The sequence below is a fragment of the Candidatus Rhodoblastus alkanivorans genome, from assembly GCF_022760755.1.
Lineage (GTDB): Bacteria > Pseudomonadota > Alphaproteobacteria > Rhizobiales > Beijerinckiaceae > Rhodoblastus > Rhodoblastus alkanivorans.
In genome coordinates this window covers 3,716,682-3,729,865 of sequence record NZ_JAIVFP010000001.1, presented here as the reverse complement: position 1 = coordinate 3,729,865, position 13,184 = coordinate 3,716,682, and the positions used below count along the sequence as shown (strand labels likewise).

The following is a 13,184-nucleotide window of genomic DNA, read 5'->3' as shown; positions in this document are numbered from 1 at the left end:
GCGCGGAAAATGCCGCAAATTTCTGACAGCGACGCGACAGTCCGGCAAAGCGCCTATCGCTGGCGCAAATCCACAATCGCCGATGTTTCGATGACGCCGTTCGGGCCGTTGAGGCCGATGCGGGCCCTGACCAGCAGGGGCGGCAGGGCGGCGCGGCGCCAGTCGTCGCGCCAGCGCGGCTTTTGCGACGAATCCGCCGCGCCGTAATAGGAAAAGCGCAGGAAGGCGAGACGGTCGATGAGCCGGGTTTCGCGCATGGCGTCGCGGCCGTTCGCGAAGTCGTCCTCGCGGAACACTTGCGTCCAGGCGTCGAGGCTCCGCCCGGGGCCTGCGCCGTCGATCCCGATTTCCGTGGCGATGAGCCCGCCCCATTGGGCGTCGCCCTCGCTCAGCGCGACGAAACGGCAGTTGTCGGGGCCGCCGTCGAAGGCGACCACGGGCGGGCCGTTGGCGCGGCGCAGGGTCGCGGGGAAGGCGCGCTCCAGCTGGCCCGCGATCGCGCGGGCGGCGAGCTCCGCCTCGTCGATCGAGACGCCGGCGCGGCCGCTCTGCCAGGCGCGCGTCCCGATCCTCAGGCCCCCGGCGAGGGCGACGATCATCAGGCTGACCAGGCTCAGCGCGACCAGAAGCTCCAGCAGGGTGAAGCCGTCGGGGGGCCGCCGTTTCATGGAAGGTCGCCCTCGGGCTTGGGGACCGACAGCTTTTCGGCGACGAAGGTCAGATGCTCGCCGCCGCCCGCGAACGAGCGGACGTCGAGACGCAGGCGGTAGGCGGTCATGAGCGGAGCGCCTCCCGGCGAGGCGACGACGCGGTCGCGAGCGACGTCGAGCGTCCATGAAAGGCCGTCGTCATAGCGGCTGGAGGTTTCTCCCGGCGCGAGCGGCTCGGAGACGCCGAGTTCGGCGAGTTGCGACCGGGCGTCCGCCGTCGCGCGCAGCAGGAAATCGGCGCGGCGCTCGCTTTGCGCGCCGACGCCGATGGCGCGCAGCAATTGGCCGAGCGCGAGCGCCATGATGGCGAAGGCTGCCAAAGTCTCGATCAGAGTGAAGCCGCGACGCCGCCCGAGACCAGCGCGCATGTCGTTCCTCCCGTGAGCCAGTTGACCGAAATCTTCGCCTGCGAACCGCCAAGGGCGAGAAGAATGTCGCCGCCGGTCGCGCCGCCATCGGGGAAGAAGCGGATGGCGCCGGCGCCGCCGCGCGCCTCGTCATGGGCGACGTTCACTTTGATCGCGACCTCTTTCGGCAGGCGGCCGAGGCCGGCGACCGGCGACGAATAGGTCTTGGCGACGAGGTCGATGGCGACGATCGCCGGGGCGTCGGCGGCGATCGCCCGCGAACGCGCGGCGCGCAAGGTCGCGCACAAGGCCCGCGTCGCCGCTTCGAGCCGCAGGCGCGGCGAGCGCGGCCGCAGCAATTGCGAGGCGAGCGCCCCGGCCATTGCCAGAACGGCGAGGGCGACCAGCATTTCCAGCATGGTGAAGCCGGCGCGGGGGATCTTTCTATTGGCCCTTACATTCGTAAGCGCACCCGTCGGGGTCAGCCGACGCCGCGCCGGTCGGCGCGGACGCCATCGGACCTTTGCAAGGACCGATAGCGTTGTTCGTTGGGCCGGTCGGCGCGTCATTTCATCGCCAGATCGTTGATGCTGAGCACGGCGTCCATCACGGTCAGGATCAGCCCGCCGACGACGCTGGCGATGGTCACCGTCAGCAGCGGCGTGAGCAGGCTCATCACCCGTTCGATTGCGGCCTGCGTGTCGCGCTCGAACATGGCGGCGAGCCGCAGCAGCATGGCGGGGGTCTGGCCGGTCTCCTCGCCTATGGCGATCATTTGCGCCGCCGCCGGAGGGAAGAAATCAATGGCGCGCAGGCTGGCGCTGAGGCGCGCGCCGCCGCGCACCTCCTCGATGGTGTGGGCGAAGCGCTCGCGCAGATAATGGTTGCTCACCGAAAGGCGCGCGCTGTCGAGCGCCTGAAGCATGGGCGCGCCGGCCTTCAGCATCGAACCGAGCGAGCGCGCGAAGCGCGCGGTCGCGAGCTTTCGCAACAGGCCTCCGACCGCCGGCAGGCGCAGCAGGAAACGGTCTAGGCCTGAGCGCCAGGCGGGCCGCGCGGCCGTCACGCGCAGGGCGAAAAAAATCGCGGCGCCAAGGAGCGCGGCGGCGAGCGCGATCTCGCCGCCATGGGCCTCAAGGCCAAGGATGAATTGCAGCCCGGCTGGCATGGGCTTGCCATTGTCGGTGAAAATGGGCGCGATATTGGGAATGAGCGTGCCGAGCACCACCGCCGTCGAGCCGATCGCCATGACAACGAGCAATGCGGGATAGACCAGGGCGCTCTGGACGCGGCCGCGCAATTCCTGGCGCCGCTCCAGCATGTCGGCGAGTTCGCTCAAGGCCTCGCCCACACGCCCGACGCTTTCGCCCTCGCGCACCACCTGGACGTAATCCTGGCCGAACACGTCGGGCCGCGCGGCGAGGGCCTGCGACAAAGAGGCGCCGTCCACCACTTGTTTGAGAATGTCGTCGGCGATCCTGCGCAGGGCGGGCGAGGCGTTTTGCGCCGCGAGCAGGCGCAGGCTCTGGTCGAGCGGAATATCGGCCTGTTCGAGGGTCGCGAATTCGCGGGTGAAGCCGGCGAGCCGCGCCGCGCTGGGCTTGGGCTCGCGGACGAGAAAGGAGAGCAGGCTCAGCCTGGGCGACGCGGCGCCGTCGCGCCATTCGAAGGGCGTCAGACCGAGCCGCCAGACCGCCTCTTCCGCCGCCTCACGGGAGGCGGCCTCGACCTGGCCTTCGCGCAGGTCGCCGCCGTCGGAGAGGGCGCGGTAGGAAAAGCTCGGCATGTCAGCTCATCCTGGTGACGCGCAGAACCTCGTCCACGCTGGTCTCGCCGCGCCAGGCCTTGGCCATGCCGCATTGATACATGGTGGTCATGCCGGCTTCGCGCGCTGCCTGCTCCAGTTCGGCGTCGGCGACGCTGCGGCAGACGAGCCGTTCGAGCCTGTCGTTCATCGTCAGCAATTCGACGATGGTCGAGCGTCCCGCATAGCCGAGATCGCGGCATTGCGGGCAGCCTCTCGGCCGCATCAGGCGCTCCGGCTCTTCGGCTTCGATGTCGCCGATGAGGCGCTCGCGCCATTCGTCGCGCCCGTCGAGCGGCTCGGCGCAGGCCGGGCACAGCTTGCGCACGAGGCGCTGGGCCAGCACCGCCTTGACAGTCGAGGCGATCAAATAGTTCTCGACGCCCATGTCGATCAGGCGGGTGATCGAGGAGGCGGCGCTGTTGGTGTGAAGCGTGGAAAAGACGAGATGGCCGGTGAGCGAGGCCTGAATCGCGATCCGCGCCGTCTCGGCGTCGCGGATTTCGCCGATCATCACGATGTCGGGGTCCTGGCGCAGGATCGCCCGAAGCGTAGCGGGAAAATCGAGACCGATCGCCGGTTGGACCTGAACCTGATTGATCCCGGCGAGCTGATATTCGACCGGGTCCTCGACGGTGAACACCTTGACGTCCGGCCGCGCCAGCTCACGCAAAGCGGTGTAAAGCGTGGTGGTCTTGCCGCTGCCGGTCGGCCCGGTGACCAGCACGATGCCATTGGGCAGGCGCATGACCTGGCGCAAGGCGGCGATGGTCTCGGGCTCGAAGCCCAGCGCCTGGAAGTCGAGCGCGATGCGGCTGCGGTCGAGAATGCGCAGCACGATGCTCTCGCCGTGGACTGTGGGCAAAGTCGAGACGCGGAAGTCGATATCGACGCCGCGCACCGCGAGTTTTATGCGGCCATCCTGGGGGATGCGGCGTTCGGCGATGTCGAGCCGCGCCATGATTTTTATGCGCGAGGCGATTGCCGCCTTCAGGCCCGGCGGCAGGACATTGACGGTGCGCAAGGCGCCGTCGATACGGTAGCGGATTTGCACCCCCTCGGGGGTCGGCTCGATATGGATGTCGGAGGCGCGGGCCTCGATCGCCTCGGCGACGATCTCATTGACCCGCCGCACCACCGGCGCCTCATTGGCGATGTCGCGCAGGCGCTGGAGGTCGAATTCGCTGGCCTCATGGGCGCGCTGGTCGCTGTCGAGCGCTTTCGTATTTTCCCGTCCGGCGGCGTAAAGCGCGGCCCAGGTCTTTTCGAACAAGGCGGGGCTCGCGAGCCGGCGCTCGATCTCGAAGCCGGTGGCATAGGCCAGCGCTTCGGCGGCCTCGTCGTCGAAGGGATCGAGCACGGCGACGACGAGCCGCCCGCTCTCGACGCGCAAGGGAATCACGCCATTGGCGCGCAAAAATTTTTCCGGCGCGAGATCGGTCAGGACGGCTTCGAGCGGGGCGTCGGCCGGTTTGAATTCGGCCAGGCCGAGAAAGCCGGCGAGATGGGCGCATAAATCGGCCTCGGCGACGAGGCCGAGCTTGGTCAGGACGCGGTCAAAGCGCTCGCCGCTCTGGCGCGCCGCGCGCTGCGACCTTTGCAGCGCCAGCTCGTCGAGCGCCTCGCGCCGCAGCAGAAAGGCGCCGAAATCCTCGGCGAGGCCGGCGAGCCGCGCCGGCGTGATCCTGTGCGCTTCCATGTTCCGCGCTTCCCGTTTCGAACCGGCTGAATAAACGATCTTGTGTCGCGGCGGAAGGAGATGTTAAATAAATTATGTAGTGTAAATGGTTGTGTCACTGAAATGGCGATGCTTTCATTCCGAATTCCGAGCGATAGATTTTGGCTGAAGGCGTTTAGGCGTCGATTTGTGACGGATTTATTGCGTTTATATATTTGTTTCATGACGGCCAGCGCGCTGTCGTCCGGCGCCGAAGCCGGAAAGTTTTATTTGCCGCCCGCTCCGGTCGTGACCGGCCAGCCCTATTTCTTCGCCTCGCGCCGCGCCTGCGCCAGTTCCGGCGCCTTTTCGGCCCGCCAATGCGCCGAGGCCTTCGACCGGGTGGACGATTTGATGCGCGAGCGCGCGCCGAAATTTCCCGACCGGGTCGATTGCGTTCTGCAATTCAAGCTGTGCGAAAAAGAGTCGGGCTCCTATCGGCCGCAGGCTTTGGGCGTGGAGATCGACCCCGCGCCGCGGGGCCTTGTCGCGACGCCGATGCTGGCGGTCGAAACGCCGGCCGCCATGCTGCACGATCCCGAACCGGCGCCGCCCGCTTCCGCGCCGCCGCCCCAGGGCGAGCGCAGCGCCGCGATCTCGCCCTATGGCCTGCTCTCGCTCGAACCGGCGAGGTTCGCGCCCGCGCCGTCGCCTTCGCTCGCGGGCTACCATCGTTTCGTCGAGGAGGTCGAGCTTCGCCGGGCGGTCTTCGCGCAGAACGCGGAAGCCAATCCGGGGCGGCCAGCCGATCGCTAGCCTTCCCCCCCATCGAGCAGGAGCTGATTTTGGCGGCGACGAGCGGGCTTTTGAGCCGCGAAATAACTCTCGACTCGGTGAAGGCGGGGCTGCTGCGCTTTTTCGTCTGGGAGCGTGACCAGTTCCGGGCGCTCCTGCCGCCTGCGGCGCTGCGCTGGCTGCTCGGACGGGGCGCCCGCGAGGCGGTGGCGAGGGCGGGGGCGACGGAAATCGTGCTGGCCGCCGAGCCCGGCCATCGCGAAATCCGCGTCTCGGGCGCGGAAATCGCCGCGACCTCGCTCGACGCGGCGCTCGCCCGTCGCGGCCTGTCACGCAAATCGCTCGCCATCGTGCTCGAAATGCCGGCGGCGTCCTTCCTGACCCGGGGGTTCGAGGCGCCCGTCGCGGCCCTGGGCCAGCTGCCGCAGATCGTCGCGGCCGAGATCGAGCGCCGGACGCCGTTTGGCCGCGACGACGTGCTGGTCGGCCGCGAGGTCGCAAGCCCTGGCGCGACGGGCAAGGCGAGCGTGCGCCTGACCCTGCTGCGGCGAGACCGCGTTGAGCCCGCTTTGGCGTCCTGCGGCCTCGGTCTCGGCGACCTTGCCCTCATTCGCGCCGAAAAGGCGGCGGATTCATCAACTGAGCCGCCGTCGATCGCGGTCGGCGACGCCGGCGGGGCCGACCGCCGGTTCCGGCGCGCGGCCCTGGCGATGATCGCGCTCGCGGCGCTGCTGCTCCTTGCCGGCCTTGGCGCGATCTTCTGGCGGCAAGCCCGGGAGGCGGATGAATTGGACGCCCGGATCGCGCGCATGGCGGCGCGCGCCGCCCATGTCCGGCAGATCGCCGATCGCGCCGCGAAGGAAAGCAAGCTGGCCTCGCTGCTGCGCGACCTGCGCCGCGAAAATGCGCCGCTGACGGATCTGTGGGAGGAAATTTCCCGCGTCACGCCAGACGGCGCTTTTCTGACCGACTTCCACTTGAGCGAAAACAAGACCGGCGAGCGCGGCGTCGATCTGGCCGGCTTCGCCCAATCCGCCGTCGGCCTGCCTCTGCTGTTCGACCAGTCGAAATTCTTCGCCGACGCCGCCCTGACCGCGCCGATCACTTCCGATCCCCGGGAACAGCGGGAAAGCTTTTCGCTCCGCCTCAAGCTGCGGCCCCGCGCGGCGACGGAGGCGCGGCGATGAACTGGCGCGCCCTCATGTCAACCCGGCCTTCGGCCGCCGGGGCGCTCCGCCCGCCGGCGCTGAAATTCTGGCTGGCCAACGGACTGATTCTCGCCGCGCTTTATCTTCTGGTCGTGCAGCCGATCCGCGCCGCTATTGCGCGCGGCGAGGAGGCTTTGACCGAGCGGCGCGCGACGCTCGCACGTTATGAGGCGGTGGCCGCGCAGGCCGCAAGGATCGAAAATTACGCCAAGAGCGTCGCCGCCGGGAACGACCGCGGCCAGTTCATCGCCGGCGACAATGACGGCATCGTCGCCGCCAATCTCCAGACCCGGCTCAAGGCCGCCGCGGATGGCGCCAAAGTGTCGGTGCGCTCCCTGCAGGCGCTGCCGTCGAAGACATTGCGGGGCTCGACCCTGTTCGGGGCGCGGCTTGAAGTCGGCGGGACGATCGGCTCCGTGCGCGCCCTCGTGCGCGATCTGGAGGGCGGACAGCCTGTGCTCGTGATCGGCGGCGCCGACCTGCGCGGCCAGACCAGCGTCTGGGGCGCGCCGGAGGGCAAGGAGCCGGAAATCGAAGCCGCTTTCGACGTGTTCGGCGCTCCGGCGCCGCATCCTCCGCGCTGAGGCCGGGGCAGGGAAGGCGCCCGTGCCTCGATCTTGTGACAAATATGTTGCGTCACGCTGCTAGAGCTACCGCGCCTGTTGCGACCCGTGGGGAGAATGTGCGTTCCAACCTCCTAAAATTTATGGCGTTTTGCCTTGTTCTCGGTCTCATGGGCTGTCAGCCGAGCGGAAAGGATTTCGTCGCCGAATGGCATGTCGATCCGTCCCGGGCCGCCTCCTCGGCGAGCGACGGCCGGCCGCTGGCCTATGCGTCCGACACGGGCGCATCGCGCGGGACGCCGCTCTCCCGGGGCGCCGGGGGCCTGACACTCGTCGCCGAAGGCACGGGACGTCTGATCGGAACCGGCCGCACTCGCGATCGCGGCGCCCAAGCGGCGGGCGCGGGCGGCGTGACTCTCAATCTCGTCAATCTGCCGATGGCCGAAGCGGCCAAGATCGTCCTCGGCGACATCGAGGGGGCCGATTATGTCGTCGATCCCAGGCTCGACGGCAAGGTGACCGCGCATACGTCGCATCCGGTGTCGAAACAGGAGGCGCTCGACCTGTTCCAGTCGGCGCTGCGGGTGTCGGGCGCGGCGCTGGTGCGCTCGGGCGGCGTTTACAAGATCGTGCCCCTCGCCGAAGCCGCGACCGCCGGTGGCGACATTTCCGCCGGCGGCACCATCGGCCCGGGCGGCATGGCGGCGGGATTGGGGACCGGTTCAGTCGTCGTCCAGTTGCGCTATGTCTCGGCTTCCGAGATGAAGCGGGTGCTCGACCCGATCGCGGAAAAGGGCGGCATCGTGCGCGCCGACGACGCGCGCCATGCGATCACCCTTTCCGGGTCGCCGCAGGAGATCGCGGTGCTGCGCGACGCGATCAATCTGTTCGACATCGACACGATGCGCGGCATGTCCTTCGCGCTGGTTCCGGTGAGGAGCGCGGATCCCGACGCGCTGGCCGGCGACCTGCGCGCGGTGTTCGGCTCCGACAAGGAAGGGCCGATGAACGGCATGATCCAGTTCGTCGGCAATAAGGGCCTTTCCGCGATTCTGGTGATCTCGTCGCAGCCGCGCTATATCGCCCGCGCCCGCGCCTGGATACAGCGGCTCGACGCCCGCGCCGAGGGGTCGGAGAGGCAGATTTACACCTATCTCGTCCAGAACCGCCCGGCGAAGGAACTGCTTCAGGTGCTCACGTCGATGTTCGGCTCCGAGGGCGGCAAGGCGGGATCGTCCGTTTCGCCGCGCCAGTCGCAGACGACGCTGGCCTCGGCCAACGCCGGCTTCATCGGCCAGAACGGCAATCCGCCCGCCAGTCCGATCGGTGGCATTTCCTCGAACGGGCAGATGTCCACAACCGGACTGGGGGGCGCGAACGGCTCCGCGTCGGCCGACCCTTTCGCCGCCGCGGCCAGGGACAAATCGGCCTCCAGCGGCCCGCAGGCGGCGGCGCTCGGCGAGGACCAGCGCTTCCGCATCGCCGCCGACGAGGCCAAGAACGCGCTGGTGATCATGGCGACGCCCGACGATTATCGCCGCATCCGCCGGGTGATCGAAACCCTCGACGTTCTGCCCAACCAGGTTTTCATCGAGGCGACCATCGCGGAAGTCTCGCTCAACGACAATCTGCAGTTCGGCGTCGAATGGTTCTTGCAGCACGGCAAATCCGCGACGGCGCTCTCCAACGCGTCCGCGAACACGCCGAGCGGCTTCAACGACGTCACCGGCGCCTACAACCTGCTCGGCGCGAATGTCGCCTCCATCTTTCCCGGCTTCTCCTATGCCTTGCGCACCGCCAACGCCCAGGTCACCTTGAACGCGCTCGACGCCATCACCAAGGTCAACATCATCTCGACTCCGTCGCTCACCGTTCTCGACAACCATCAGGCGATGCTGCAGGTCGGCGACGAAGTGCCGGTGACGTCGCTGCAAAGCGCGACCGCGCTCGGCAATACTTTCACCTCGGTGTCCTACCAGAACACCGGCGTCATCCTGTCGATCACGCCCCATATCAGCGAGAGCGGCCGGGTGATGCTGCAATTGGTGCAGGAAGTGTCCAATGTCGCGCCCAATACGCCCTCCGGTTCGACGACGCCGACAATCCAGCAGCGCAAGGTGAGCACCCAGGTCATGGTGAGCGACGGCGCCTCGCTGATGCTCGGCGGCCTGATGCAGAACAGCCGCAGCGGCCTCGCCAATCAGGTGCCGGTGCTGGGCGACATTCCCATCGTCGGCAACGCCTTCAAGAACAACAACGACACCGTCGCCAAGACCGAACTGCTCATCATGATCACGCCGCATGTCGTGCGCTCGCTCGGCGAAGCTCAGGAGATCACCCAGGAATACAAGCGCCAGATCCAGGAAATTGCGCGCAACGCCATCAGGCGCCCGCACTCGCTCCGCCAGACTTTTGATCGAGCCATATTGGATCGGTGAAAAATTTCGATCGGCTCATGGGCGCGTTGACGCTGAGGCCGGAGCCTCATGCGTGGGACGTGAAATTTCGGCTCAAGCGCGCGGGTCGAGTTCGTCGTGCTGCTGTCGCCCTCCACGACGCCCGCGCCAGATCCGACATATTCGGTCGTATTGAGTGTTCCGCTCATTGCTCCCCCGGCGCCGAGGCGCCGGCGGGCCGACCCGATTGCGATCACGCGCCCCGCCGCCGTGCGCAGCCGGGGCGTAGTCCCTCGTGCCGGCCGGCCCGCTTATCCGCGGAAACCGGGGATGCGTGTTATGGCCTGCTTCACCTGTTCCGCGGTGATCAGGCTGGTGCATTCGAACTGGCGCGCCGTGCCCGCGTGGCGGGGGCACCAGAGAAAGTCGCGGTGGTTGAAGCGCAAAGTCGGGTCGTTCCAGCAGCCTACGCAGGCGTGGTAATTGATCACCCGCCAGGGCGTTTCGAATTCCGTGTTCGGAAGGGTGAAGCCGCTGATCATCACAATAGGCGCGCCCGCGGCCCAGGCCAGCCAGGACAGGCCGCTGCTGAGACCTACGAAAAATTCGGCGTGGCGAATCCAACGTACGCATTCCTCGATCGGCATGTCGCCGGTCATGTCCTCGGCGCCGGCGGGAACATGGTTCCACACGATGCCTGCGCCGTTCACCGCCTTCTGGTCGATGCAGATGACGCGATAGCCCGCCGCCTTGAGGAAATGGATGATCTCGCGCCAGCCGTAGGGATTGTTCCAATATTTACATTGCGACGTCGCCTGGGTGGCGATGACGACATATTTTTCGGCGATTGGTCTCCCCGCATCCTGCACCGCCAGACGCGGCGGCGCCTCGGCTAGATCGAGGCCGAGAATATGGGCCGCCGCGCGATGCAGCCCGACATGGCGGAAATCGATGGGCTGATGAATGCGCTCGACGTCGTCGAAGAAGAGCCCGACGCGATAGGTCGCATAATAGTATTCGGGCCTGGAGGCCTTGACGTCGATAAATTGGATTTCGGGATAGGCCCCCGCGAAGAGCGGGATCAGCCGCTCGGCCATGGCGATGGTCAATCTGCATTTGTGCTTGTCGGCGAAGCGGACCGCATAGGAGAGCCAGGCGATGGTGTCGCCCAAAGTGCCGACCGGAAAGGCGATCAGCACCTCCCGGCCCGAGGCGTCGTAATCATGGGCGAAAACGAGCTTTTCGCCCTTCCAGGCCTCGATCCGGAAGCGGACGTAATATTTCTTGGCGCTGCGCACCGACCCGCCGTAAAATTCCGGGGTGGTTTGAAACAATATGTTTCCGGTGTCGAGATCGAACAGACGGATGCGCCAGACGTCCGCTCCCAGGGGGGCCTGCGCGCGGCAGCCGTCGTTGAAGTCGAAGCGGATTCCGCAGGCGTCGAGCTGGGTGGGAATTTCCGGCGGCGCCGGAAAGTGGGACACGGAAGCGGAATCGCTCGCGGCGCTCGCGTCGCCGGAAGAGGGCCTGGCGGCCGCTTGCGCCGAAGCGGCGGGGATGGCGCCGTCCCCGTTCACGGCCGCATCGCCATCGGCGAGATTATCAACTTTGGCGACGGCGCCAATGTTCGTGTCGTCCATGGCGGATGCGCCTCAGATGCTGTTGCATGAGAACAAAGAACGCTCGCGATGCAGGCGCCGATGCGTGAAACAACGCTAACAGAGTGATTTTTTCTCTTCAAGCCATGGCGTAACCTCTCGACCCCGCGCCTCGGTCAGCACGGACCGAGCGTTTCCCGCGCGCCGCGCATGGCGCGCAGGGCGTCGAGGAAGCGCGGGGGGCCGTGGCGGATTTCGCGGATGGCGTAGGGCCCGCCGTCGCTCGGGTCGGTTTCGACCAGCGCCTCCCACACCGCGGCAGGTCCGTTGGCGAGGACCGCTTCGGCATGGATCAGGAAAGCGTTATTGCCGCCGGTCTGGCGGAACTGCACCGGGAAGCGCGGGTCGTCGCGGTTGAGATTGTTGGGATAAGGCGCGGCCGCCAGCTCCGCGACCCGGTCCGGCGCCATGCCGAGCAGGGCGGCGAGCAAAGCGGGCGGCGCGACCTTGGGGTCGATCCCGTCGGCGCGGGAATGGACGGTCACGAAAGGTTTGAGCGCGCGAAATGTCGCCTGGTCGATCGGGGCGACCTGATCGAACTCCATCACGGTCTGAAAGGCGGCGCGCTTCGGCGCGAAGGGCTTGTCGCTGGAATTGCTCGCCGGCGGCGCCTCGTCCGGGGGCGGGGTACGGAATTCGGCGATCGCCCCGGCGATGGCGTCGGCCCGAGCCGGACCGAGGCCAAGCAGCCCGGCCAGCGCCTGGCGCAAAAAACCCTCGGACGCCGCATTGAGGTCGATCTTGCCGCTCTCGTCCTCGATGGCGAGGGCGACCGCCGCGTCGCCGAGGGCGCAGAAGCGCGGCGCGCCGTCATGGGGCGCGGGCGCCTGCGGGCCGCTGCGCGCATCCTTTTCCGCGACCAGCGACAGGATGGCGAGATTGGCGGCGGCCTCGGCGATCGATTGCGCCTGCGCCGCGCCGGCGAGGTTGAAGGCGGTCTGCAGGCGCAGCCGGCCGGTGGTCAGAAAGGATAGAACGAGGAGCGCGATCGCGCCCAGGCCCCAGATGACGATGAGAAGGGCAAAGCCTTTTCGCGACAGCGACTTGCTCCCGCCGGGCTTCGCCATCGGCTGCTAGCGGTTGGCGGCGGCGCGGGTCAGGCCGGCGGCGTCGCCCTTGCCGTCGGGCCCCAAAGAGTCGATCTCATAAGGTCCGGTTCGGCCGGGGGCGCGATAGACGAAATCATGCCCCCAGGGGTCCTTGGGCGCCGTCGCGGATTTGATATAGGGGCCGTTCCAGGCGGAGGCGTCGGCGGGCGCGCGCACCAGCGCCGCGAGACCCTCCTCGGTCGTGGGATAGCGGCCGGCGTCGAGATAGAACAGATCGAGCGCGCTGGCGATGTTTTCCATCTGGATCTGCGCCGTCTTGACCTTGGACTGGGAGAGATAATTGAGCACGCGAGGGCCAACCAGGCCGACGATCATGCCGATGATCGCGAGCACCACCAGCATTTCGACCAGAGTGAAGCCCGCGCGCCCTCCCTTGGGGCGCCGCGCCCGTCCGGGGCGGACAATCCGGCGGATCGGCGGCAAGGCATAGGCGCGAACGGGCTGCAAGGACGGTTCTCCTCTCGAACAGGCGACAATTAAGCCCAGTTTTGTGATGGCTGGATGACGCGGGGACGCCGCCCGGCGTCAAAAAGCGACATAGATGTCGCAGCCCCAGAACGAAACCGGCTGGCGAAGCTCGTTTTCGATCTTGTGCCAGCAGAAGCCGACGTCCCGGATCGCGCGCAGATCATAGACGCCGGTGGCGTTGCGCTCGATCCGATCGACCGCGCGCCGGCGCTGCCGTCCGAGATCGTTGAAATAGGCGACGGCGACTTCATCGCGGCAGCGATAGGCGATTCCGCGCTGGCCCTGGAAGACGAAGCCATATTGCTGCGCCTGCTCGATGCAATAGGCGTAATGGGTCAGCGCCTGAGGCGAAATGTCCTGAGCGCGCGCCGGGCCGCATCCGAGCGCGACGAGGATAGGGGCGGCAAGGCGAAGCAATCTGGAGGCGGACACTTTTTCTCCTCGAAACTTGCGATCGTCGCGCTCGCGC

The 13,184-nt window shown here is 67.4% G+C and carries 13 protein-coding genes; 4 read left to right on the top strand and 9 right to left on the bottom strand.

Annotated elements, in window-relative coordinates:
* Window positions 1-53: 53 nt before the first annotated feature.
* The 5 genes from K2U94_RS17345 to K2U94_RS17325 are packed head-to-tail and all read right to left on the bottom strand — an operon-like array spanning window position 54 to window position 4,560.
* The gene (locus tag K2U94_RS17345) at window positions 54-668 is read right to left on the bottom strand and encodes a prepilin-type N-terminal cleavage/methylation domain-containing protein (protein WP_243068409.1); all 615 of its coding nucleotides are present in this window, start codon (window positions 666-668) and stop codon (window positions 54-56) included.
* Window positions 665-1,078 (bottom strand): type IV pilus modification PilV family protein, encoded by a 414-nt coding sequence (locus tag K2U94_RS17340; RefSeq protein WP_243068408.1) that lies wholly within the window; start codon window positions 1,076-1,078, stop codon window positions 665-667. The genes K2U94_RS17345 and K2U94_RS17340 overlap by 4 nt, the downstream gene beginning before the upstream one ends.
* Window positions 1,039-1,626: a GspH/FimT family pseudopilin gene (locus K2U94_RS17335; RefSeq protein WP_425332533.1), complete on the bottom strand. Its 588-nt coding sequence runs from the start codon at window positions 1,624-1,626 to the stop codon at window positions 1,039-1,041. Before K2U94_RS17335 ends, K2U94_RS17340 begins: the two co-directional genes overlap by 40 nt.
* Window positions 1,623-2,843, bottom strand: coding sequence for a type II secretion system F family protein (locus tag K2U94_RS17330; protein ID WP_243068406.1), 1,221 nt, complete (start codon window positions 2,841-2,843; stop codon window positions 1,623-1,625). Before K2U94_RS17330 ends, K2U94_RS17335 begins: the two co-directional genes overlap by 4 nt.
* Window position 2,844: 1 nt before the next feature.
* The gene (locus K2U94_RS17325) at window positions 2,845-4,560 is read right to left on the bottom strand and encodes a GspE/PulE family protein (protein ID WP_243068405.1); all 1,716 of its coding nucleotides are present in this window, start codon (window positions 4,558-4,560) and stop codon (window positions 2,845-2,847) included.
* A 249-nt stretch (window positions 4,561-4,809) separates the two neighbouring features.
* On the opposite strand from K2U94_RS17325, the gene K2U94_RS17320 reads away from it, so the two are divergent.
* The 4 genes from K2U94_RS17320 to gspD all read left to right on the top strand — a co-directional run bounded on the left by K2U94_RS17320 (window position 4,810) and on the right by gspD (window position 9,522).
* Window positions 4,810-5,334, top strand: coding sequence for a DUF1190 domain-containing protein (locus K2U94_RS17320; RefSeq protein WP_243068404.1), 525 nt, complete (start codon window positions 4,810-4,812; stop codon window positions 5,332-5,334).
* 50 nt (window positions 5,335-5,384) lie between these two features.
* On the top strand, window positions 5,385-6,500 hold the full coding sequence (locus tag K2U94_RS17315; RefSeq protein ID WP_243068403.1) for a PilN domain-containing protein: 1,116 nt from the start codon (window positions 5,385-5,387) through the stop codon (window positions 6,498-6,500).
* On the top strand, window positions 6,497-7,105 hold the full coding sequence (gene gspM / locus K2U94_RS17310) for a type II secretion system protein GspM (protein ID WP_243068402.1): 609 nt from the start codon (window positions 6,497-6,499) through the stop codon (window positions 7,103-7,105). Before K2U94_RS17315 ends, gspM begins: the two co-directional genes overlap by 4 nt.
* A 122-nt stretch (window positions 7,106-7,227) precedes the next feature.
* Window positions 7,228-9,522, top strand: coding sequence for a type II secretion system secretin GspD (gene gspD, locus K2U94_RS17305; RefSeq protein WP_243068401.1), 2,295 nt, complete (start codon window positions 7,228-7,230; stop codon window positions 9,520-9,522).
* A gap of 269 nt (window positions 9,523-9,791) precedes the next feature.
* Here gspD and K2U94_RS17300 read toward each other — a convergent pair whose 3' ends face one another.
* The 4 genes from K2U94_RS17300 to K2U94_RS17285 form a co-directional block, all read right to left on the bottom strand.
* The gene (locus K2U94_RS17300; RefSeq protein ID WP_243068400.1) at window positions 9,792-11,120 is read right to left on the bottom strand and encodes an autotransporter strand-loop-strand O-heptosyltransferase; all 1,329 of its coding nucleotides are present in this window, start codon (window positions 11,118-11,120) and stop codon (window positions 9,792-9,794) included.
* A 134-nt stretch (window positions 11,121-11,254) separates the two neighbouring features.
* A complete protein-coding gene (locus tag K2U94_RS17295; RefSeq protein WP_243068399.1) occupies window positions 11,255-12,205 on the bottom strand; it encodes a type II secretion system minor pseudopilin in 951 nt (316 codons plus the stop codon).
* Between the two features lie 6 nt (window positions 12,206-12,211).
* Complete coding sequence (gspG, locus tag K2U94_RS17290; RefSeq protein WP_425332532.1) at window positions 12,212-12,694, bottom strand: type II secretion system major pseudopilin GspG; 483 nt, start codon at window positions 12,692-12,694, stop codon at window positions 12,212-12,214.
* A 78-nt stretch (window positions 12,695-12,772) separates the two neighbouring features.
* Window positions 12,773-13,147: a hypothetical protein gene (locus tag K2U94_RS17285; protein WP_243068398.1), complete on the bottom strand. Its 375-nt coding sequence runs from the start codon at window positions 13,145-13,147 to the stop codon at window positions 12,773-12,775.
* Window positions 13,148-13,184: the final 37 nt, after the last annotated feature.